This window comes from Xanthobacter autotrophicus, from assembly GCF_030015065.1.
GTDB classification, from domain to species: domain Bacteria; phylum Pseudomonadota; class Alphaproteobacteria; order Rhizobiales; family Xanthobacteraceae; genus Xanthobacter; species Xanthobacter autotrophicus_D.
This window is the reverse complement of the sequence record NZ_JAIVFN010000033.1, coordinates 1-19845: the sequence shown is the minus strand read 5'-3', so window position 1 is coordinate 19845 and position 19845 is coordinate 1. Positions and strand designations below refer to the sequence as shown.

Sequence of the window (19845 nt, the reverse complement as noted above, 5' to 3'; positions counted from 1 at the left end):
GCCCGCGTGAAGAAAATGCAGTGAATGAAAAGTCAGGAGCATTTTGGTGAACCCGTGTGAGCGCGAATGGCGCCGGCCTCGTCAGTTGCCGGCGCCGCGATAGGGCTCCGTCTCGTCGCGCTGGCCGGCGAGCACCGGGCCGGAGGCGCCCGGCAGCAGGAACAGGCTGTAATGGTCCCCGGCCTTCAGCTCCGGCAGGGTCAGGGGGCCGGAAGCCGCCGCCCCGCAGGTCGCGGCAAGGATCGCCGCGATGGGATTGATGGCGCGCTGGCGGGTGGTGTTGGGCGCCACCGCCTCGAACACCATGGGGCCGCCATCGGCCACCGCCACGGCGCCGTCGCAGCCGGGCACGAGATTGTAGAAGCGCAGCTGGGCCTTGAGGTCGTTGCGGCCTTCGGTGGAATCGGCAATGACCACCGCCGGTCCGCTCGCGGGCACCACTACGGTGGAGAAGGCGTCGGCCGCGGGCACCACCTCCCCCGCCACCGGCCGGCCGTCGATGCTCACGGCGAGCGGCGCGCCGCCCTTCACCACGCGGTAGATGGTGGCCGCGTCGCCCGCCGCCACCGGCGCCGCCGGCCCCGTGCCGAAGGCGATGGGCGCGCCGCCGCGGGCAAGGTCGAGGACGCGCACATAGGCCGAGCCGGCCGGAGGCTTCGGCGCATAAAGCCGTGTCAGCTCCTGCGCCTGCGCACCCTGTCCGGAGAAGGCGAGGACGAGCGCGCCGAGGCCGGCGGCGATGCCGCATGCGGCGGCTCTCGTGACGCGAATGGAAACAGGCATGCGCGGACCCCTGACCAGCCTGGAGCAGGTTCGAGCGGCGCCGGCACGGACCCGGGACCGCGCCTTGCCCTCGAACGCTAAGACAGTTAGGCCCTGCGCCGGCGTGAGACAACCGAGCCGCCCGTCCATCGCCGTCTATGGTTACGCGGGGCGACCGGGGTTCCGGCACCCGCTGTCACCCCTCGTATTTCTCCAGGAACGCCGCGATGGGGAGCGCGCGGAAGTCCGGCAGCGCGGCCTTGAGCTGCGCGTGGCTCCAGTCCCACCAGCCGAGCGCCTGGAGGCGCGCGGCGATGTCCGCCGGAAAGCGCTCCTTCACCACCCGCGCCGGCACCCCGGCAACGATGACATAGGCCGGCACGTCCTTCGTCACCACCGCCCCCGCCGCCACCACCGCGCCGGTGCCCACGCTGCGCCCCGCCAGCACCACCGCCCCGTGGCCGATCCACACGTCATGACCGAGGGTCAGCCGCTGGTCGCGCCGCCACTGGAAGAACTCCGCCTCGTCCTCTTCACCGGGAAAATAGGCGGAGGCGCGGTAGGTGAAATGCGCCTGCGAGGCCCGCCAGGTGGGATGGTTGCCCGGATTAAGCCGGGTCATGGCGGCGATGGAGCAGAACCTGCCGATGCGCGCATAGGCGATGTCGGCATCGTTCACCACGTAGGAATAGTCGCCCATCTCCACTTCGAGCAGCTTGGTGCGGGCGCCCACCTCGGTGTAGCGGCCGAGGGTGGAGGCCCTCACCTGCGCGGTGGGATCGACGAGGGGGGTCTCCCCCAAAACCTTCACCGGCCACCCCCGAAGGGCAGGCGCCGCGCCAGGCGGAAGCGCGTGCCGGGCGCCTCCTGCACATAGAGGGCGAGGTCGGCGACGGTCAGCGGCAGGTCGGCGCCGCAGGCGTGGAACGCATCCGCGAGGGCGTTCATGGCATGGCCGCGCTCCGCTTCCTCCAGCGGGCCGGTAAGCGTCATGTGGAAGCGGAACTCGTCCAGCACGTAAGGGTAGCCGTAGGCTTCCAGATAGCCCAACTGGCGCGCCGACAGGCGATCCGGCCTGCGCCGCGCCAGGTCGGCGGGCGAAAGCCGGGCCCGGAACCCATCCAGCTCGGTGACGCACGCGGCGGCGAGGTCCGCGAGCTTGGGTGCCGGCACCGCCGGCACGAGGGCGACGAAGGGGCCGATGGCGCGCACCTCGAGGGGCGGCATCTCGAACGGATGATGACCGGCGGCGCAGGCCGCGGCCGCAGCTTCGAGATCCGACAGCGTCACGCCCTCCGCCAGGCGGAAGGGCGCCTTCAGCGTGCCGTGGAAGCCGTAGCGCCGGGGCTCGGCGGTGGCCTTGTGCCATTCTTCCGCGTCGAATCCGGCGAGGTCGGGAAAGGCGGGCTCGATGCCGGCCTCCGCATCATAGCCGAGCACGCAGGAGCCGAAGCGCCACAGGGCGCTTTCGGCCGGCGGGGCGAGATAGAGGGCATAGCGCGGGGCGGTCACGGTGGCGGCACCTCCTGGCGCGTCACGGGCGGCGGATCAGCGGGACAGAGCGCCGCAAAGATCAGCGCGGAAGGAACGGGTTGTGGGCCTTTTCGTCGCCGATGCTGGTGACAGGACCATGACCGGGCAGGCAGACCACGTTGTCGCCGAGCGGCAGCAGCTTGCCGACGATGCCGGAGATCAGGAGGTCCGGATCGCCATAGGGAAAGTCGGTGCGCCCCACCGAGCCTCGGAACAGGGTATCGCCCACGATGGCGATGCCAACCGGCCTGTAGACGAAGACGAGATGGCCCGGCGTGTGCCCCGGCACGTGGAGGATGTCGAGGGTGAGGTCGCCCACGCTCACGGTTTCGCCCTCGCTCAGATAGCGGTCGGGCGTCACCGCGCGGGCATCGGGAATGCCATATTTAGCCGCCGCGGCGGGGATGTCGTCCATGATGAACTGGTCGGCCTCCCCCGGCCCCTCCACCTTGACGCCGAGGCTTTCGGCCAGTTCGGCGGCGCCGGCGGCGTGGTCCACATGGCCGTGGGTCAGAAGGATCTTCTCCACCGCGATGCCGGTCTCGGCGATGGCGGACCTGATCTTGTCGAGGTCGCCGCCGGGATCAATCACCACGCCCTTCATGGTCCTGGTGCACCACAGCAGCGAGCAATTCTGCTCGAACAGAGTGACGGGGACGACGGCGATCTGGATCGGCTGCATGAAGGGCTCCGCTCAGGCGGGCGGGCGGCGCCCGGCTCCGGTCAGGTGGAAAGGTCCGGCACGGCGGGCGCCGGCGCAAGATGGCGGGCGCATGCATGTGCCATGACGGGATGAATGCGGTTCACGCGCCCATGGTCAAGCCCGCGCGGCATCCGCCCCGGGTCGGGGCCGCCCGGATCAGTCGCCGTCGCCGTGGGACCGGCGGATTCGCCGCACCACCGACCACACGCCGAGCAAGGCGACCGGCACCGCCAGCGCGGTGGCGAGGCCCACGTCCAGATGGACGCCGAAGGTGCGCGCGTCGATCCCGCTCTCGTGGATGCCCTCGGCCATGTGGTGGAACAGGCTGACCACGTAATAGGAGATGGCCGCCACCGAGAGGCCCTCCACGGTGCGCTGCAGGCGCAGCTGCAGGCGGGTGCGCTCGTTCATGGAGGTGAGCAGGTCGCGGTTCTGCTGCTCCAGCTCCACATCCACGCGGGTGCGCAGCAGGTCGGCGGCATTGGCGAGCTTGCGGGCGATCTTCTCCTGCCGCTCCTCCACCGCGAAGCAGGTGCGCATGGCGGGGGCCATGCGGCGGTCGAGGAATTGCTGCCAGGTGGGAAAGCCCGTCACCGGCACCTCGCGGATGGTGGCGAGACGCAGCCGCACGATCTCCATATAGGCCCGGCTCGCGCCGAAGCGGAACAGGGCGCCGGCCGCCCCCGCCTCCAGCTCGGCGGCGAGCGCCACCAGCTGGTCCAGCAGCCTGTTGTTGTCCACGAGGCCCTTGGTGCAGGTCATCTCGGTCGCCGCGGTGGCGAGCCGGGCCTCGATGCGCGCCACTTCCGGCGACAGGCGCTGCGCCTCGGGCAGGCCGAGCAAGGCGAGGGTGCGGTAGGTCTCGATCTCCAGCAGCCGCTGCACCAGCGCACCGGCCGCGTCCGGCCCGAGGCCCCGGTTGCGCACCAGGATGCGCACGAAGCCGGAGGGGTCGGCCATGAAGTCGGTGGCGATCTCGGCAAAGCCGTCATTCACGTCGGCGCGGGCGAGGCTGGAGCGGTCGAATACCTGGTCGAGGAAGAAATCCTCGGCAGTGTCGGGCACGAGGTGGAGATCCACCGCCACCAGAAGCGGCCCCGGCTGCGGCACCTCGCCGAAGGGGCTGGCGAGGGTTGCCGCCGGCGGCTGGAACGGCAGGCCGCCGGGCTGGATGCCGCTGGAGGGCAGATCCCAGGTGTAGGTACAGAACTCGGCGTGGCTCTCCCAGCGCAGCTCGGCGCCGCCGAACGAGACGTGGTGATACTTGGCGCCCTGGGCCGGGGCGGGAAGCCCGCGCGCGTTGCACAGGGCCGCCACGGCGGCGCGGTCGGCCTGGGCCGTGGTCGCATCCAGCAGGAAGGCGGCATGCAGCATGCGCCGGGGCGCCTGTGCCGGCGCGAACGGGCGCGCATGCAGTTCGCGCAGCACCTGCGCGCGCAGGGGGTGGGCGTGAAGCGCCCGCCCTTCGCCGATGACGAGATCCGCCTCGTCCCCCGTGCGCCCATTGCCCATCGCGCCCGCTCCCTGATCGTTTTGTCCGTGCTGGCACGGCGGCAGTGCGCGATCAAGGCATGCGTGCCGGTTCAAGCGTCGCACCGGGGGACCGGCGCTGTCGGAGGCCTTCCCCTCGCGACCGCGGCCGGAGGCGTTCGCCCCCGGCCCCGACGCATCTCACAGGTGCCGCAGCACCCGCGCGGGCGGGACGGACAGCGCCCGCAGGGTGCCGCCCAGCCCGACGCCCACCGTAACGACCAGCGCGCCGATGACGGCCCCGGCTGCCGCCGGCAGCGAGAAACTGAAGCCGATATCCATCACCTGCGTCACCACGCCGAAGGCGGCAAGGCTGCCCGCCGCCACCGCCACCAGCGCGGTGGCCAGCCCCAGCCCGGCATATTCGAGGCCATAGGCGAGCATGAGCCGGCCCCGCGTCGCCCCCAGCGTCTTGAGGATCACGGCGTCATAGATGCGGCCCTCGCGTCCCGCCGCCAGCGCCCCGGCCAGCACCAGCACCGAGGTGACGAGGGTGACGAGGCTCGCCGCGCGGATGCCCAGCGACAGGTTGTCCAGCATGCGCTGGGCCTCCTCCAGCGTCTCCTTCACCCGCACCGTGGTGATGGCCGGAAAGCGGTTTGCCACCGCCTTCAGCAGCGCCACCTCCCGCGCCGTGTCGCCGCCATCGGGAAAGGTCAGGGTGGCAAGCACGGTATGCGGCGCCCCGGCGAAGGTGGAAGGCGAGAACACCATGACGAAGTTGATGCCGAGCCGCTCCCACTTCACCTCGCGCAGATTGGCGATGCGCGCGGTGATGGGGCGGCCGAGCACGTTCACCGTCACCGTGTCGCCGAGGGCGAGGCCGAGGCCCTTGGCGAGCTCGGCGTCGAAGGAGACGAGGGGCTCGGTCTCGTCGCCGCTCCACCACTGGCCCGCCACCACCCGCGAGCCCTCCGGAACCTCGGCGGCACTGGAGATGCCGCGATCGCTCTGGAGCACCCAGGCGGCGTCGGCGCGCGGCTTCACCTCCTCGGCGGGCGTGTCCTTCACCCTGGTGATGCGCCCGCGCAGCATGGGCACCGCCTTCACCTCGGCGCCGGGAGCCGTTGCCGCCAGGAAGGCGCGGAAGTCCGCCTCCTCGCCGCTCGGCACATCCACGAAGAAGAAGCTCGGCGCCGCCTGCCGCAGGGGACCGGCCAGCTCCCGGCTGAGGCTCGCATCCACAAGGGCGATGCCCACCATCAGCGACAGGCCGAGCCCCAGGGACAGCACCACGGAGGGGGTGAGCGCCCCCGGCCGGTGCACGTTGGCGAGGGCGAGGCGAACCATGGCGTCGCGCGGCCGCGGCGCCCGGCGCGCCAGCGCCATCAGGCCGGCGGCGACCCCGCGCAGCACCAGGAACACCAGGGCCGCGGCCCCGATGAAGACGGCGGCGGCGCGCCGGTCCTCGGAGGTGGCGAGCGCGAGGGCGAGCAGGGCCACGCCGATGCCCGCCACCGCAGCCGCGGCGCGAAGGCCGATCCTCGGCGCCGGCTCGCCGATGCCGTCGCGGAACAAGGCGGAGACCCGCGCCTGCTGCGCCCGCGCCAGCGGGATGAAGGAGAACAGCGCCGAGACCAGCACGCCATAGAGCGCCGCCAGCGCCAGCGCCGCCGGATCGATGCGCGGCTCCAGCGGAAACGGCACCAGCGCGCCGATGGCCGCGCTCGCCACGAACGGCAGAGCCGCCCCCAGTCCCAGCCCGAGGCCGATGCCGAGCGCCGCGATGAGACCGATCTCGGCGGCATAGGTACGGAAGATGTCGCCCCGCGTCGCCCCCACGGCCTTCAGGGTGGCGATGACCTCCCGCTTGGCCGACAGGTGGCTCGACACCGCATTGGCCACGCCCACCCCGCCCACCAGCAGCGCCGTGAGCGCCACCAGCGCCAGGAACTGGCTGATGCGCCGCACGTTGCGGGCGAGCTGCGGGGTGGCGCCGTCGCGGGTGCGCATCTCGAAGCCCGCCGCGCCGAAGCGATCCCGCGTCCCGTCCATGAAGGCGGTCAGCGCCGCCGGCGACGGATCCGCCAGCACCACGCGATAGCTCCGGCGCACGAGGCTGCCCGGCTGGATCAGATGCGTCTGCGGCAACACCGCCTGCGAGACCAGGAGGCGCGCGCCGAAGCCGATGCCGGAGGAGAGCTTGTCGGGCTCGCTCTCCAGCACCGCGCGCACCTCGACCATGGCGTCGCCGAGCAGCAGGCGGTCACCCACCTTCAGGCCGAGCCGGCCCAGCAGCACCGGATCGACCGCCGCGCCGTAGAAGCCGCCGCGCTCTTCGAGCACCTCCGCGAGCGGCGCGGGCGGGCTCAACGCCACCTGCCCCACGAGGGGATAGAGGCCGTCCACGGCCTTCACCTCCGCCAGCGCCGCATCGCCGCCGGCGGTCCGCGCCATGGCCCGCAGCAGGATGACCGCATCGAGGGTGCCGCCGCGCACGAGGGCGGCCAGTTCCTCGGCGCTTGCCTCCCGCTGCACCAGGGTGAAGGCGGCATCGCCGCCGAGGATGGCGCGGCCCTCCCGCTCCAGCCCCTGGGTGAGGGCGCCGGCGAAGGAGCCGATGCCGGCAATGGCCATCACGCCCAGAACCAGGCAGCCGAGGAACACGCCGAAGCCGCGCCGCGCCCCGCGCAATTCGCGCAGGGCAAAGCGCAGGGACCGGGGCAGGGATCGCGGCAGTCGGGGCGAGGCGGCGACGACAGCCGCCATCACAGCGCCTCCGCGCCGGCGCGCGGCAGCGCCGCGCTGTCATCCTTCACCACGCCCGAGTGCAGGGCAAGCACCCGCTGGCAGCGCCGCGCCAAAGCGGTGTCATGGGTGACGAGCACCAGCGTGGTGCCGCGGGCGCGGTGGATGGCAAAGAGGAGGTCCATGATCTGCCGGCCGGTGGCCTCGTCGAGATTGCCTGTGGGCTCGTCGGCCACGAGGATGGGCGGCTCGGGCGCCAGCGCGCGGGCGAGCGCCACCCGCTGCTGCTCGCCGCCGGAGAGCTGCCCCGGATAATGCCCGGCGCGGGCGGAAAGCCCCACCGCCTCCAGCTCCTGCGCGGCGCGAGCGAAGGCATCGGCGCGGCCCATGAGCTCCAGCGGGACGGCCACGTTCTCCAGCGCCGTCATGGTGGGGATGAGGTGGAACGACTGGAACACGATGCCGATGTGCCGGCCGCGAAAGCGCGCCAGCGCATCCTCGCCGAGGCGGGTGATGTCGGTACCGGCCACGGTGACGCGGCCGCAATCCACCCGCTCCAGGCCCGCCATCACCATGAGCAGGGTGGACTTGCCGGAACCCGAGGGCCCCACCAGCCCCACCGCCTGCCCCGCCCCGATCTCGACAGAGATGTCCTTCAGGACATGGACCCGGGCCGCCCCGCTTCCCAGGGACAGGTCCACGTGCGACAGCGCGATGGTGGAACGCGGAGAGGACACATCATCCATGCCTGAAAATGCCGTGGCTCGAAACAACGGGAAAGCGAAGGTCGCGGCCGGGACGGGCCCGCGCGCCCCTTCACGCGTCGCCCCCGGGAGGTTCGCGGGGGCGCCCGGATTTGAACCGGCATTTAAGGCGCTGGCGGGGCTGCTGGCCGTGCTCGCCCTGTTCACGTTCGCGTCAGGGCGTGCGGAAGGGGCCGAGACGCGCCCGGTGCGCATCGTGGCGTTCGGCGACAGCCTCACCGCCGGCTACGGCCTGCCCGCCAGCGCCGCTTTCCCGGCCCGGCTGGAAGCCGCGCTGAAGGCGAAAGGCCTCGACGTGAGGGTGGAGAATGCGGGGGTCTCCGGCGAGACATCGAGCCAGGGCCTCGCCCGGCTCGACTGGTCCATCGGCGCCGGTGCCGACGCGGTGATCGTGGAGCTGGGCGCCAACGACATGCTGCGCGGTCTGCCGCCCGAGACCACGCGCAAGGCGCTCGCCGAAATCGTCCAGCGGCTGAAGGCACGCGGCATCACCGTGCTGCTGGCCGGCATGCGCGCCGCGCCCAATCTCGGCAAGCCCTATCAGGACGCGTTCGATCGCATCTTCCCCGAACTGGCGGCGGCGCACGGGGTGCTGCTCTATCCCTTCTTCCTCGATGGGGTGGCGGGGCAGAGTGCCCTGATCCAGCCCGACGGGCTGCACCCCAATGCCGAGGGCGTCCAGCGCATCGTCACGGGCATCCTGCCCAAGGCCGAGGAGCTGGTGGCGCAGGCCCAGGCCGCGAGGGGACGCTGAAGGAACCTCGGCTCCCGCCAACGGGCATGTCTGGCGGAACTTAAGCCACTGAGATTCCGTAAGCTATGGAGCCATGCCGGCGCCGGCCCATCTTGGAAGCCATGCGGCGCAGGGCGAAAGGCCAGCCATTCTGACTAATTTTTCAGCATTATTCGCACCGTCGATTGGCACTTGACCAATCCGTAATCATTCAACTAAATTCCGCCGCTTTCCGCGGGGGTCGCCCGCCCGTTTGTTGCGTTGCGTATCCATTTTGCAGTGAAACAAGAGTGAGATAGCCAATGGTTCGGGAATTTGAATATCAGGGCGAGACCTTTCGCGTCACCGCCCACGGCATTCATGGCCACGAGGAAATCTTCATCGTTCATATTGAAGAAGACGGCGTGGAAGGCGCGGAAATCTCCATCGACCGCATGACGGAAGAGAACGACACCAGCGCTCCCATCGAGGAGATCCTGGTGATGCTCTGCGACAAGCTGATCCCCCAGAACGAAATCCAGGTCCAGAACCCCGCCGCCCCCTTCGCGTGGCGCGAGGGCAACGTGGTGTTCCAGGTCCATGACGGCCTGCAGGACATCAAGCACGACTGATTCTGTCCCCACCGGTCCTTGACCGGCGCCGCCGGCGCGACCCGGCCACAGCGCATCCGGACCAGACGAAAACGGCCGTCCCGGAACTTCCGGGGCGGCCGTTTCATGTGAAACAGGGTTAACCGGACCTTGCGCCGCGGCTTGAAGCCCAGGCCGCGGCGTGGCGCTAGAGCGCGATCCGATCAGATTGAATCAATCTGATCGGTGAATCGCCCTCTGAGTTCAAGAAAGAGAACGCGTTGCCCGATCAGCTTGCGATGCAAGCTGATCGGCGCGTGCTCTGGCCTATTTCCTCGCGGGCGCGGCGGCGGCCGGCGCAGGAGCCGGCCTGGCGGGCACCTCCACCACGCTCTTGCGCGGCGGCAGGAGCTGAAGCGCCTGCACCACCTGGCCGGCGAAGCCGTTGAGCAGCTCGTTCTGGTCCGCCACCGTGCCTGGCTGCGCCGCCACCACCCGGCAATAGGACGCAATCAGCGCATTGGCCACGTCGGCCGCGCGCGCCTTCGGGTTCTGCTGGTAGAGGGTGGTGGCAAGGGTGGAGACCGCATCGCCGGCCATGGGCGGCTTCGGCGTGCCAAGCGCCTTGGTGGCGGCGGCGGACAGGTCCGCCGGCACCGCCTTGCCGTCATCCGCCGGGCAGGCAAGCTTGCCCACGAGGCTCTTCGGCTCCTTCAGGACGAGGCCGGGACCCACCGGAAGCGCCCAGGCGATGGACTGGGTATCCACCGGGCCGGAGACGGTCCGACGCGACACCTCCAGCGCCGCCTGCAGGGTGAAGCGGCGCAGCTCCGCATATTTCTGCCAGAGCGGCGCGTCGCTCCTGGCCACCACCGGGCAATAGGCGGCGGTGAGCGCATCCACCACCGCACCGGTGCCGGAATTGCCGGAGGCGGCGTTGTAGGCGTCCACCATCATGGGAATGGAGCGCTGGCCACCCGCCATCATGGCGGAGAGCGCCGCCACCGCCTTGGGGTCCGGCCCGTCCGAGCCGGGGGCGCCGCCCACGTCCGGGCAGGTGAAGGCGGAGGCCGCCTGGGTGCCGTAGTCCGGCACATGGGCGGTGGCGCGCCAGGCCGCCACCATGGAGGCGGTCACGTTGGGCGCGGCGGTGTTGCCCCAGGAGGTGCGCACATAATTGGCGAGGTCCGCCACCTGCTGGTCGTCGAGCCGGCCGGCGAAGGAGGGCATGGCGCCATAGGTGCCGCCCGTCGGCAGGCCGCCGAGCACGGCCATGACGATGTTGTAGGGCTCGGCCGCCACCACCGCCGGATTGCCGGCCAGCGCCGGCACCGTGTCGCCACGGCCCGCGCCCTTGTCCATGTGGCAGACGGCGCAATTGTCCACGTAGAGCGCCGCGGCACGGCTGTAGACGGCGGCCGGCAGCGGCGAGGCCGCCTGCGGGGCGGGCACGTCGCGCGGCGGCGGCGAATCGAACAGATAGGTGACGATGGCGGCGCGGTCGGCATCGGTGAGGAAGCCGAGCGAATCATGCACCACTTCGGCCATGGGGCCGAACACCGAGGTCTTGCCCGGCGCCGAGCCGGTCTTGAGGAAGGTGGAAAGGGTGTCTGCGGTCCAGCCGTCCTTCTTCAGCGCGGCGGTGGCGATGTCCGGCGCCCAGAAGCCGTCCACGTCGGCGCCGAGGAAGTGGGCCTTGCCCCTGGTGGCGCCCATGATGTTGCGCGGGGTGTGACAGTCGCCGCAATGGCCGAGCGCATTCACCAGATAGGCGCCGCGGTTCCATTCCGCGCTCTTGCCGGCGGTGGGGGTGAAGCGGCTGTCGTCGAAGAACAGCTCGCGCCACGCCAGCATGCCGAGGCGCACGTTGAACGGGAATGCGAGCCCGTTCGCCGGCGGGGTATTGGGGATGGGCGGGATGCGCCGCACATAGGCCCACAGCGCCTTCATGTCGTCGTCGCTGATCTGCGCATAGGCGTCGAACGGCATGGCCGGGTAGAGATAGGCGCCGTCCTTGCGGATGCCGTTGCGCACCGCATCCACGAACTCAGCGTAGGTCCACAGGCCGATGCCGGTGGAGCGGTCCGAGGTGATGTTGGGCGAGTAGATGACGCCGAACGGGGTGTTCAGGCCGAGCCCGCCGGCGAAGGGCTTCGCCTTGTCCCCGGTATGGCAGGGCATGCAGTCCGCCGCCTTGGCGAGATATTCGCCGCGCGCCACGAGGTCGGCGTCCTTGGCCGCGTCGGGCACCTGGTAGGTGGCCATCTGCGCCACGGCCGGCGCCCCGGCGCAGAGGAAGGTGGCGGCCGCCAGCGCGGCGATCCTGCGGGAAACCCCTGAAGCCCTGGCCATTCTGCCCCCCGTCGAATCTTGTTCTGATGCTCTAGCTTGGACATCTTACAAGATAGCGACACGGATGCAGCCCGGTCTTTCCCGGATGCCCCGCCGGCACCGTGGCCGGCGAGTTGCCCGGAAGGGCCCGCTTTGCCACAAAGGGGCGCCAGAGAGGAGCGCGACCGATCCGACGGATCGCGCCCGTTGGGGACACCATGACCGCGCCCGCATCGCCCGCCGCCACCTTCCGCGCCATCCCGGTCGAAGACCTCTCCCCGGCCGAGGCCGCGAGCGAGCACAAGGCCCTGGCGCTGGAGATCACCGGCCACGACGCCGCCTATTACCGCGAGGACGCCCCCGTCGTCTCCGACGCGGAATACGACGCCCTGAGGCGCCGCTACGAGGCCATAGAGGAGCGCTTTCCCGGTCTCAAGGGCGAGGACAGCCTGTCCGAGCGGGTGGGCGCGGCGCCTTCGGAAAAGTTCGGCAAGGTCACCCACCAGGTGCCCATGCTGTCCCTCTCCAACTGCTTCTCGGACGGCGAGGTGGAGGAGTTCGTGGCGCGGGTGAAGCGCTTCCTCAACCTCGGGCCGGAGGACGAGGTGGCCTTCACCTGCGAGCCCAAGATTGATGGCCTGTCCTGCTCCCTGCGCTATGTGGGCGGCCGGCTGGAGGTGGCCGCCACGCGCGGCGACGGCAGCCAGGGCGAGGACGTGACGCAGAACGTGCGCACCATCGCCGACATTCCCGCCCGCCTTTCGGGCGCGGACGTGCCGGACATCATCGACGTGCGCGGCGAGGTCTATATGGCCGGGGCCGATTTCGAGGCCCTCAACGCCCGGCAGGCAGCGGCGGAGGACAAGGTGTTCGCCAATCCGCGCAATGCGGCGGCCGGCTCCCTGCGCCAGCTCGACCCCGCCATCACCGCAGCCCGGCCGCTCAAATTCTTCGCCTATGCCTGGGGCGAGGCCTCGTCTCTGCCCGCCGAGACCCAGTTCGGCGTGGTGGAGGCGTTCGCCCGCTGGGGGTTTCAGACCAACCCGCTGATGGTGGTGGCGAGGGACGCCGCCGGGCTCATCGCCCACTATCGCGCCATCGAAGAGCAGCGCGCGCTGCTCGGCTACGACATCGACGGCGTGGTCTACAAGGTGAACAGCCTGGAGCTGCAGCGCCGGCTCGGCTTCGTCTCCCGCTCGCCACGCTGGGCCATCGCCCACAAGTTCCCGGCCGAGCAGGCCACCACCGTGCTGGAGGATATCGAGATCCAGGTGGGCCGCACCGGCGCCCTCACCCCGGTGGCGAAGCTCGCCCCGGTGACGGTGGGCGGCGTGGTGGTCTCCTCCGCCACCCTGCACAACGAGGACGAGATCGCCCGGAAAGACGTGCGCATCGGCGACACCGTGGTGGTGCAGCGCGCCGGTGACGTGATCCCCCAGGTGGTGCGGGTGATCGAGGACAAGCGGCCGGCCGACGCCCGCCCTTACGAATTCCCCACCCTGTGCCCGGCCTGCGGCTCCCACGCCGTGCGCGAGACGGATACCAAGACCGGCAAGGTGGACGCGGTGCGCCGCTGCACCGGCGGCCTCGTCTGCCCGGCGCAGATGGTGGAGCGCCTGCGCCATTTCGTATCGCGCAACGCCTTCGACATCGAGGGGCTGGGCGAGAAGCAGGTGCGCGCCTTCTACGACTGGGGGCTGATCGCCTCCCCCGCCGACATCTTCACTTTGGAGGCGCGCAACGCCCGCTCGCTGCAGCGGCTGGAGAATCGTGAGGGCTGGGGCAAGACCTCAGCCGCCAACCTGTTCGCCGCCATCGCGGCCCGGCGCACGGTGGCGGTGGACCGCTTCGTCTTCGCGCTGGGCATCCGCCATGTGGGCGAGACCAACGCCAAGCGCCTCATGCGCCACTACGGCACCGTGGAGGCGCTGGAGGCGGGCGCGCTGGCGGCGGCGATCCCCGGCGAGGGCCACCCCAAGGGCAACGACGCCTGGCAGGAAATGCTCGCCATCGACGGCATCGGCGACGTGGTGGCGGAAGCCGTCATCGAATTCTTCGGCGAGCCCCGCAACCGCGAGGTGGTGGCCGCCCTGCTGAAGGAGGTGACGCCCGAGCCCATGGAGCGGATTGCGGCGGCAAGCCCGGTCTCCGGCAAGACCGTGGTGTTCACCGGATCGCTGGAGAAGATGACCCGCGACGAGGCGAAAGCCATGGCGGAGCGGCTCGGCGCCAAGGTCTCGGGCTCGGTGTCGGGCAAGACCGACCTCGTGGTGGCGGGCCCCGGCGCGGGCTCCAAGCTGGAAAAGGCGCAACAGCTGGGGGTGCAGGTGATCACCGAGGACGAGTGGTTCGAGCTGGTGGGGTGATCGCCCTCACCCCTTGACGCCTCGCCTTCGAGCGCCCATTGCTCCCCCACCAGCCGGCCGGGCGGCCGCGGTGTGAAAGCATCGAGGAAAGTCCGGGCTCCACGAAGACACGGTGCCGGATAACGTCCGGCGGGGGCAACCCTAGGGAAAGTGCCACAGAAATCAGACCACCCGCGAAGGATCCTCGGGTCCGCGCGGGCCAGGGTGAAACGGTGGGGTAAGAGCCCACCGCGCGACCGGCAACGGGAGCGGCACGGCAAACCCCACCGGGAGCAAAGTCGAATAGGGACGGCACGGGAAACCACCCCTGTCTTCGGGGCGCCGTCCGGGTTGACTGCTAGAGGCGCCGGGCAACCGGCGTCCCAGAGGAATGGTCGCCACGCGGGCGCGAGCCCGCCGTACAGAACCCGGCTTACAGGCCGGCTGGTGCACTCCCCCTGTCCCGACGCGATGGGCCATGTCCTTGTCCGTCATCAGCCATGCATCTGGCGCATGGCAAGCGCCGAGGCTCCCGGGTGAAAACGGGTTGGCCTGCCGCAGGGGTGCGGCCATAAGGCTTAAATCCCACCCTTTCGGTGTTGATTCACCCGCACGGCCCCGCACCGCCCCATGACCAAGCCGCCCCCCGCTCCCCTCACCTTGCACGGCATGTTGCACGGCGCGCGCGAGACCATTCCGCTGATGCCGGGGCTCGCCGCCTTCGGCATGGCCTTCGGCGCCGCCTCGGTCCAGAAGGGCTTTTCCTTTCTGGAGGCTGTCCTGTCGAGCGGCCTCGTCTTCGCCGGCCTCGCCCAGATGGTGGCGCTCGAAGGCTGGCGCGAGCACTGGACGCCGGCCGCCCTTCTCGCCCTCGGCCTGCTCACCATGACCGTCAACATGCGCCATGTGCTCATGGGGGCGTCCATGCGGCCCTGGCTGTGGTCCGTGCCGGCCTGGAAGGTCTACCCCTCCCTGCTGCTGATGGCGGACAACAACTGGGCCGCCGCCATGCGCTACCATCAGGAGGGCGGCAACGACGCCGGCTATTTCGTCGGCTCGGGACTGCTCACCTGGGTGCTGTGGATGATCTCCACCGCCGCCGGGCACGCCATCGGCGGCGGCATTCCCGATCCTAGGGCCGTGGGCATCGACCTCGTGGTGCCGGCCTTCTTCGTCGCCATGCTGCTGCCGAACTGGAAGGGCCGCCGCGAGGCGGTGGGCTGGGGGGTCGCCGCCGTGGTCTCGGTGGCGGTCTCCTTCGTGCTGGCGGGCTGGTGGTTCATCGTCATCGGCGCTTTGGCCGGCGCGATCGCGGGCGGATTCACCGACGATGAGCGTTGATCCGCACACCTTCGCCGCCATCTGCGTGATGGCGCTCGCCACCGCCTTCAACCGGTCGGCGGGCTTCTTCCTGATGCGCCTCATCCCGGTGACGCCGCGGGTGCGGCGGGTGCTGGACTGCCTGCCGGGGGCGGTGCTGGTGGCGCTGCTGGCGCCCGGCGCGGTCCATGGCGATGCCGCCATGCTGGCGGGCCTCGGCGCCGCCTTCCTCGCCGCCAAGCTGACACGCAGCGACCTTCTCGCCGTGGTGGCCGCCATGGCGACGGCGGCGGGCCTGCGCGCCCTGGGGATCTGAAAGCCGGTCTCTCAAAATAAAACACCGGCGCGGCAAAGAGCCGGCCGGCGTTCGACTGTTCCCGATGGGTCCCTTGAAAGCCTGTCCTCGAACCGGGCGATCAGCCCGGCGCGCCGGGCTTGGCGGCCGCCTGGGTGCCGGGCGCGGACGGGTCGGAGGCAGGGGCAGCCGGCGCCGCGGGAGCCGCTGGCTTGGGCTTCGGCTTCGGCTTGTTGGTGATGGAGCGCACCTGGCTGATCACCTCCTCGTGCAGCCGCGGCGCCTTTTCGATGTTGAAATGATCAATGGAGCCGATGGCGTCGAGGTTGCGGTTCACGATGTTGCCGCGGAATCCGGGACCGGCGGTCAGGCGCTTACCGTAGCCGTTGGTGGACTGGTAATAGTTGACGAAATAGCCCAGCGACCGACCCACCTGGGTCACGCCCACCGGATCGAAGGTCACCACCAGCTTCGGCGGCGCGCCAAGGGCGGTGAGGCGCTCGGCCATCTCGACGGCGGCGTCCGCTCCCAGCGAATGGCCGACGATGACGATGGGCGCGTTGCCCGAGGCCCGGCTCTCGGCGGCGGCGGCATCGGCGAGCTGCTGCCACTGTCCGTATTCATGCACGGTGGCCGGAATGCCCCGCGCATTCATCTTGGCCGCCAGATCGTCCATGCCCAGCGAAAAGACGTTGGCGAGGCCGCGCAGCAAATAGACATGTCCGCGATTCTGCTGCGCCAGCGCGGGCTGGGCGGCACAAATGACGACAAACGCTGCAAGCAGCGCCTTGGCGAAGCGCAAGCCAGACTTCATGGTGGCACCGTCCTTGATGGTGACCCGAGTTCTGCCGCCAAAATCCGGGCCGGGCAACTGCGGATCCGTTATCCGGCACACAACCGCGAGCGCCGGCATCATTTTTCACCACCCCGTGGCCCGCCTGCATCAGGCCTGCGCACCGGACGACCCAGCGTTAATTCGCATGGCAGGTAAGAAGCAACTACCGGCCTCGCACATAGGTTGCATACTGTGATGCTTCGACTAGAATTGCCGTAAGGCGAGGGTTCAGGGCGTGAACGCATTTCCCACAGGCTCGATCATTCGACGGGATGGAGATCGCTTCCCCCCCGATCTGCCGGTCGTCGCCAATCTCAGGCTGGACACCGAGCCGGAGCGCGTGCGCATCACACGGCGTCCCGGGCCGGACGCCCCTGATTCGCGGCCGCCCGGCAGCGTGCTCGTCGTGGCCGCCCTGTCGGCCGTCTCGGGTGCCGTGATGGGCCTCGTCTTCGGCGGGCATCTCACCGTGGCCACCGCCGTTCTCATCAGCGTCCCCGTCGGCGTCGCCGTGGGCATGTGGGTGCGCGGACTGACCAGCTGACGGCGCCGCCGTCACCCCGCCTCCACCACCAGAAGCGGCGCGCGGGACAGGCGCGCGAGCAGGCGCGTCATGTCCGCCCGGCGCAGCGCCACGCAGCCCTCCGTGGGGCGAAACCCCTCCCGCGCCAGATGCACGAACACCGCCGATCCCCGCCCCGCCACCCGCGGCCGGCTGTTGTGATCGAGCACCAGCACCAGATCGTAAAGCGCATCGTCGCGCCACATGCGCTCGTGGGAGATCCCGCGGGCACCCCCCATGGGCAGGAGGACGGGACGATTGTAGCGCCGGTCGGCAGCATCGTCGCACCAGCCATCCCGCGGGCGCAGCGGCCGGCAGGGCAGCCGCGTCACCGGGCGTGGCCCCTGGTCCGGCCGGTAGAGGAGGCGCTGGATCCGCCAGCGGCCGGCGGGGGTCCGCCCGTCTCCCTCGCGCTTGTCGAAGGCGATGCCGGAGCGTCCCAGCGCCACCGGAAAAGCCCGCCCGCCGCACCGCAGGAGGCCGAGATGGCGCGCGCCCGGACGCCGCCGCACCGTGATTTGGGAGATGCCCACAGGATATCGCTTTGTCATGACGTAATGTGATACCCCCCGCCCCGTGCTGATGGATGGAAATTTGCGTCAAGCCATGGGCATGCTGTACTTGCGCGATTCGCGCGCCCGCAAGGGCGCAGGAGGAATTGGATGGCCAATGCGTGGAAAATCCTGGTGGTCGAAGACGACCCGGAGCTGCGCGACGCCCTGATCGAGCAGCTCGCGCTCCAGGACGAGTTCGAGCCGGTGCCCGCCGAGACCGCCGCCGCCGCCATGGAGCTGGCGAAGAACGGCGCCATTGATCTCGTCATCATGGACGTGGGCCTGCCCGACATGGACGGGCGCGAGGCCGTGCGCCTGATGCGGCGCGCCGGCTTCAAGGCGCCGATCCTCATGCTCACCGGCCACGACACCGACAGCGACACCATCATGGGCCTCGAGGCCGGGGCCAACGACTATATCATCAAGCCGTTCCGCTTCGCCGTGCTGCTGGCCCGCCTGCGCGCCCAGATGCGCTCCCACGAGGCGAGCGAGGACGCGGTGTTCGCCATCGGCCCCTATTCCTTCCGCCCTGGCGCGAAGCTGCTCGTCACCGAGCGCGGCTCCAAGATCCGCCTGACCGAGAAGGAGACGGCGATCCTGCGCTACCTCTATCGCGCCGGGAAGACGCCGGTGCCGCGCGAGACCCTGCTGCAGGAAGTGTGGGGCTACAATTCGGGGGTGACCACCCATACTCTGGAAACCCACATCTACCGCCTGCGCCAGAAGATCGAGCCCGATCCCTCCAACCCCACCCTGCTCGCAACCCAGGCCGGGGGTTACAAGCTCGTGCCCTGAGCCCTGGAATGCGCGCTCCCCCGCCAGACGACCCAACGGGCCGTCGGCCCAAGAAGTGAGGAACCCCCTGCGGTGAGCATCGAGAAGGACATCGCGCTGCTGCGGTCAGTCGCCACCTTCGACATGCTGAACGGCGAGGCGCTGCGCCTGCTGGCGGCAGACGCACGCACACGGACGCTCGCGGCAGGCGACACTCTGTTCCGCATGGGCGAGACGGCGGATTGCGCCTATGTGGTCGCTTCCGGGCGCATCCGCCTCGTGGACGACCACAAGGCCGGCGCGCCGCGCCTGCTCAAGGAGGTCGGCCCCGGCACGCTCATCGGCGAAACCGCGCTCATCGTGCCGACGCCGCGCCCCGTCACCGCGGTGGCCGCCGGGGAGGTCGAGCTGCTGTCGATCCAGCGCGCCGCCTTCGTCGCCTTGCTGGAGCGCTTTCCGGACGTGACGGCGAAGATGCGGCGCGCCATCGCCAAGCGGCTGGAGGATACCATCCGCGCCCTCGATTCGGTGCGCCTGAAACTCGAGGACCAGCGCGCGCGCCAGCGCCGCCGCCGCTGAAAAAGGGCCGCTTGCCGCGCCTCGTCAGGCGAGGAACAGCCCTGCAGCCGCCAGCACCACCACCACCGCCAGCGGCGGAACGCGCCAGACCGTCAGCAGCAGGAAGCCGGCGAGGGCCGCCGCGAAGTCGGGCGGCCCGAACACCGCGCCGGTGAACACCGGGCTGTAGAGCGCCGCCCCCAGGAGGCCCACCACCGCCGCATTGGCGCCGCGCATGGCGGCCTGGGCGCGGGCGCGCCGCCGCAGCTGGTCCCAGAAGGGCAGCATGCCGGTTACCAGCAGCAGGCCCGGCAGGAAGATGGCGCCGAGCGCGATCGCCGCCCCGGCGATGCCGTTGGGGGGAGGCCCCATGGCGGCGCCGAGATAGGCCGCGAACGTGAAGAGCGGTCCCGGCACCGCCTGGGCCAGGCCATAGCCGGCGAGAAAGGTGGAAGTGGAGACCCAGCCCGGCGTCACCACTTCCGCCTGGAGCAGAGGCAGCACCACGTGCCCGCCGCCGAACACCAGCGCGCCGGAGCGGTAGAAGGCATCGAACAGGGCCAGCGCCTGGATGCCCGTCGTCGCCGCGATCACCGGCGGCACCACCAGCAGCGCCGCGAACAGGATAAGCAAAAGCGCGCCCGCGCGCCGCGAGAGCGGCACCGGGAGGACCGGCGCTTCCGCAGGGGATGGCATGTCCCGCGCGGGCGCCGCCTCCGCGCACAGGACCAGCCCGGCGAGGGCGCCCAGCGCGATGGCCGCCAGCTGCCCGAAGCCGCCGCCGATAAACACCACGAGGGCGAGCGCGGCGAGGGCGATGGCGGCGCGGGGGCGATCCGGCGTCAGGGTGCGCGTCATCCCCCACACCGCCTGCGCCACCACGGCCACGGCCACGAGCTTGAGCCCGTGCAGGAGCCCCTCGGCCCCGGCAAGGCTGGCGGCGCCGAGGGCGCAGGCGGCAAGCACGATGGCCGACGGCAGGGTGAAGC

Annotated in this window: 19 protein-coding genes and 1 other RNA gene; 9 read left to right on the top strand and 11 right to left on the bottom strand. The window is 70.6% G+C overall.

Translation table 11 applies throughout. The features are described from left to right. Positions 1-81: 81 nt before the first annotated feature. The 7 genes from K9U40_RS09000 to K9U40_RS08970 form a co-directional block, all read right to left on the bottom strand. Positions 82-783, bottom strand: coding sequence for an alginate O-acetyltransferase AlgF (locus K9U40_RS09000; protein ID WP_282889861.1), 702 nt, complete (start codon positions 781-783; stop codon positions 82-84). Between the two features lie 175 nt (positions 784-958). After that, a complete protein-coding gene (locus K9U40_RS08995; RefSeq protein ID WP_282889860.1) occupies positions 959-1573 on the bottom strand; it encodes a chloramphenicol acetyltransferase in 615 nt (204 codons plus the stop codon). Then, positions 1570-2274 carry a DUF1045 domain-containing protein gene (locus K9U40_RS08990; protein WP_282889859.1) on the bottom strand — a complete coding sequence of 235 codons (705 nt, stop codon included), beginning with the start codon at positions 2272-2274 and terminating at the stop codon, positions 1570-1572. The genes K9U40_RS08995 and K9U40_RS08990 overlap by 4 nt, the downstream gene beginning before the upstream one ends. Before the next feature lie 61 nt (positions 2275-2335). Beyond that, the gene (locus tag K9U40_RS08985; RefSeq protein WP_282889858.1) at positions 2336-2977 is read right to left on the bottom strand and encodes an MBL fold metallo-hydrolase; all 642 of its coding nucleotides are present in this window, start codon (positions 2975-2977) and stop codon (positions 2336-2338) included. Between the two features lie 177 nt (positions 2978-3154). After that, entirely contained in the window at positions 3155-4510 is a 1356-nt protein-coding gene (locus tag K9U40_RS08980) for a DUF3422 family protein (RefSeq protein ID WP_282889857.1), read from the bottom strand. Positions 4511-4669: 159 nt separating this feature from the next. Then, positions 4670-7237 carry an ABC transporter permease gene (locus K9U40_RS08975; RefSeq protein ID WP_282889856.1) on the bottom strand — a complete coding sequence of 856 codons (2568 nt, stop codon included), beginning with the start codon at positions 7235-7237 and terminating at the stop codon, positions 4670-4672. After that, positions 7237-7962, bottom strand: coding sequence for an ABC transporter ATP-binding protein (locus K9U40_RS08970; protein ID WP_282889855.1), 726 nt, complete (start codon positions 7960-7962; stop codon positions 7237-7239). The genes K9U40_RS08975 and K9U40_RS08970 overlap by 1 nt, the downstream gene beginning before the upstream one ends. Before the next feature lie 142 nt (positions 7963-8104). Here K9U40_RS08970 and K9U40_RS08965 point away from each other — a divergent pair, with 142 nt between their 5' ends. After that, positions 8105-8734 (top strand): arylesterase, encoded by a 630-nt coding sequence (locus K9U40_RS08965; RefSeq protein ID WP_282889872.1) that lies wholly within the window; start codon positions 8105-8107, stop codon positions 8732-8734. A 281-nt stretch (positions 8735-9015) separates the two neighbouring features. Beyond that, positions 9016-9324 carry a hypothetical protein gene (locus tag K9U40_RS08960; protein WP_282889854.1) on the top strand — a complete coding sequence of 103 codons (309 nt, stop codon included), beginning with the start codon at positions 9016-9018 and terminating at the stop codon, positions 9322-9324. A gap of 285 nt (positions 9325-9609) precedes the next feature. On the opposite strand, the gene K9U40_RS08955 is transcribed toward K9U40_RS08960, so the two are convergent. After that, entirely contained in the window at positions 9610-11634 is a 2025-nt protein-coding gene (locus K9U40_RS08955; RefSeq protein WP_282889853.1) for a c-type cytochrome, read from the bottom strand. A 197-nt stretch (positions 11635-11831) separates the two neighbouring features. On the opposite strand from K9U40_RS08955, the gene ligA reads away from it, so the two are divergent. The 4 genes from ligA to K9U40_RS08935 all read left to right on the top strand — a co-directional run bounded on the left by ligA (position 11832) and on the right by K9U40_RS08935 (position 15594). Further along, positions 11832-13979, top strand: coding sequence for an NAD-dependent DNA ligase LigA (gene ligA / locus K9U40_RS08950; protein WP_282889852.1), 2148 nt, complete (start codon positions 11832-11834; stop codon positions 13977-13979). A 49-nt stretch (positions 13980-14028) separates the two neighbouring features. Next, positions 14029-14410: RNase P RNA component class A (rnpB, locus tag K9U40_RS08945), an RNA gene on the top strand. Between the two features lie 178 nt (positions 14411-14588). Beyond that, on the top strand, positions 14589-15299 hold the full coding sequence (locus K9U40_RS08940) for an AzlC family ABC transporter permease (protein WP_282889851.1): 711 nt from the start codon (positions 14589-14591) through the stop codon (positions 15297-15299). Beyond that, positions 15289-15594 (top strand): AzlD family protein, encoded by a 306-nt coding sequence (locus K9U40_RS08935; RefSeq protein WP_282889850.1) that lies wholly within the window; start codon positions 15289-15291, stop codon positions 15592-15594. The genes K9U40_RS08940 and K9U40_RS08935 overlap by 11 nt, the downstream gene beginning before the upstream one ends. Before the next feature lie 100 nt (positions 15595-15694). Here K9U40_RS08935 and K9U40_RS08930 read toward each other — a convergent pair whose 3' ends face one another. Next, positions 15695-16387, bottom strand: coding sequence for a thioesterase domain-containing protein (locus K9U40_RS08930; protein ID WP_282889849.1), 693 nt, complete (start codon positions 16385-16387; stop codon positions 15695-15697). Between the two features lie 256 nt (positions 16388-16643). Here K9U40_RS08930 and K9U40_RS08925 point away from each other — a divergent pair, with 256 nt between their 5' ends. Beyond that, the gene (locus tag K9U40_RS08925) at positions 16644-16952 is read left to right on the top strand and encodes a hypothetical protein (RefSeq protein WP_282889848.1); all 309 of its coding nucleotides are present in this window, start codon (positions 16644-16646) and stop codon (positions 16950-16952) included. Positions 16953-16963: 11 nt separating this feature from the next. Here the strand turns inward: K9U40_RS08925 and K9U40_RS08920 are convergent, their stop codons facing one another. After that, complete coding sequence (locus K9U40_RS08920) at positions 16964-17503, bottom strand: L,D-transpeptidase family protein (RefSeq protein ID WP_282889847.1); 540 nt, start codon at positions 17501-17503, stop codon at positions 16964-16966. A gap of 129 nt (positions 17504-17632) precedes the next feature. On the opposite strand from K9U40_RS08920, the gene K9U40_RS08915 reads away from it, so the two are divergent. Then, the gene (locus tag K9U40_RS08915) at positions 17633-18319 is read left to right on the top strand and encodes a response regulator transcription factor (protein ID WP_282889846.1); all 687 of its coding nucleotides are present in this window, start codon (positions 17633-17635) and stop codon (positions 18317-18319) included. A 72-nt stretch (positions 18320-18391) separates the two neighbouring features. Continuing rightward, complete coding sequence (locus K9U40_RS08910; protein WP_282889845.1) at positions 18392-18877, top strand: Crp/Fnr family transcriptional regulator; 486 nt, start codon at positions 18392-18394, stop codon at positions 18875-18877. A 24-nt stretch (positions 18878-18901) separates the two neighbouring features. On the opposite strand, the gene chrA is transcribed toward K9U40_RS08910, so the two are convergent. After that, positions 18902-19845, bottom strand: a 944-nt coding sequence (chrA, locus tag K9U40_RS08905; protein ID WP_282889844.1) for a chromate efflux transporter, incomplete at its 5' end; no start/stop codon positions are given.

What these genes read in the sequence shown, in the direction of transcription:
- K9U40_RS09000 (WP_282889861.1), bottom strand. Translation starts at nt 783, where the DNA reads ATGCCTGTTTCCATTCGCGTCACGAGAGCCGCCGCATGCGGCATCGCC.
- K9U40_RS08985 (WP_282889858.1), bottom strand. Translation starts at nt 2,977, where the DNA reads ATGCAGCCGATCCAGATCGCCGTCGTCCCCGTCACTCTGTTCGAGCAG.
- K9U40_RS08980 (WP_282889857.1), bottom strand. Translation starts at nt 4,510, where the DNA reads ATGGGCAATGGGCGCACGGGGGACGAGGCGGATCTCGTCATCGGCGAA.
- K9U40_RS08975 (WP_282889856.1), bottom strand. Translation starts at nt 7,237, where the DNA reads ATGGCGGCTGTCGTCGCCGCCTCGCCCCGACTGCCGCGATCCCTGCCC.
- K9U40_RS08970 (WP_282889855.1), bottom strand. Translation starts at nt 7,962, where the DNA reads ATGGATGATGTGTCCTCTCCGCGTTCCACCATCGCGCTGTCGCACGTG.
- K9U40_RS08960 (WP_282889854.1), top strand. Translation starts at nt 9,016, where the DNA reads ATGGTTCGGGAATTTGAATATCAGGGCGAGACCTTTCGCGTCACCGCC.
- K9U40_RS08955 (WP_282889853.1), bottom strand. Translation starts at nt 11,634, where the DNA reads ATGGCCAGGGCTTCAGGGGTTTCCCGCAGGATCGCCGCGCTGGCGGCC.
- ligA (WP_282889852.1), top strand. Translation starts at nt 11,832, where the DNA reads ATGACCGCGCCCGCATCGCCCGCCGCCACCTTCCGCGCCATCCCGGTC.
- K9U40_RS08940 (WP_282889851.1), top strand. Translation starts at nt 14,589, where the DNA reads ATGACCAAGCCGCCCCCCGCTCCCCTCACCTTGCACGGCATGTTGCAC.
- K9U40_RS08935 (WP_282889850.1), top strand. Translation starts at nt 15,289, where the DNA reads ATGAGCGTTGATCCGCACACCTTCGCCGCCATCTGCGTGATGGCGCTC.
- K9U40_RS08930 (WP_282889849.1), bottom strand. Translation starts at nt 16,387, where the DNA reads ATGAAGTCTGGCTTGCGCTTCGCCAAGGCGCTGCTTGCAGCGTTTGTC.
- K9U40_RS08915 (WP_282889846.1), top strand. Translation starts at nt 17,633, where the DNA reads ATGGCCAATGCGTGGAAAATCCTGGTGGTCGAAGACGACCCGGAGCTG.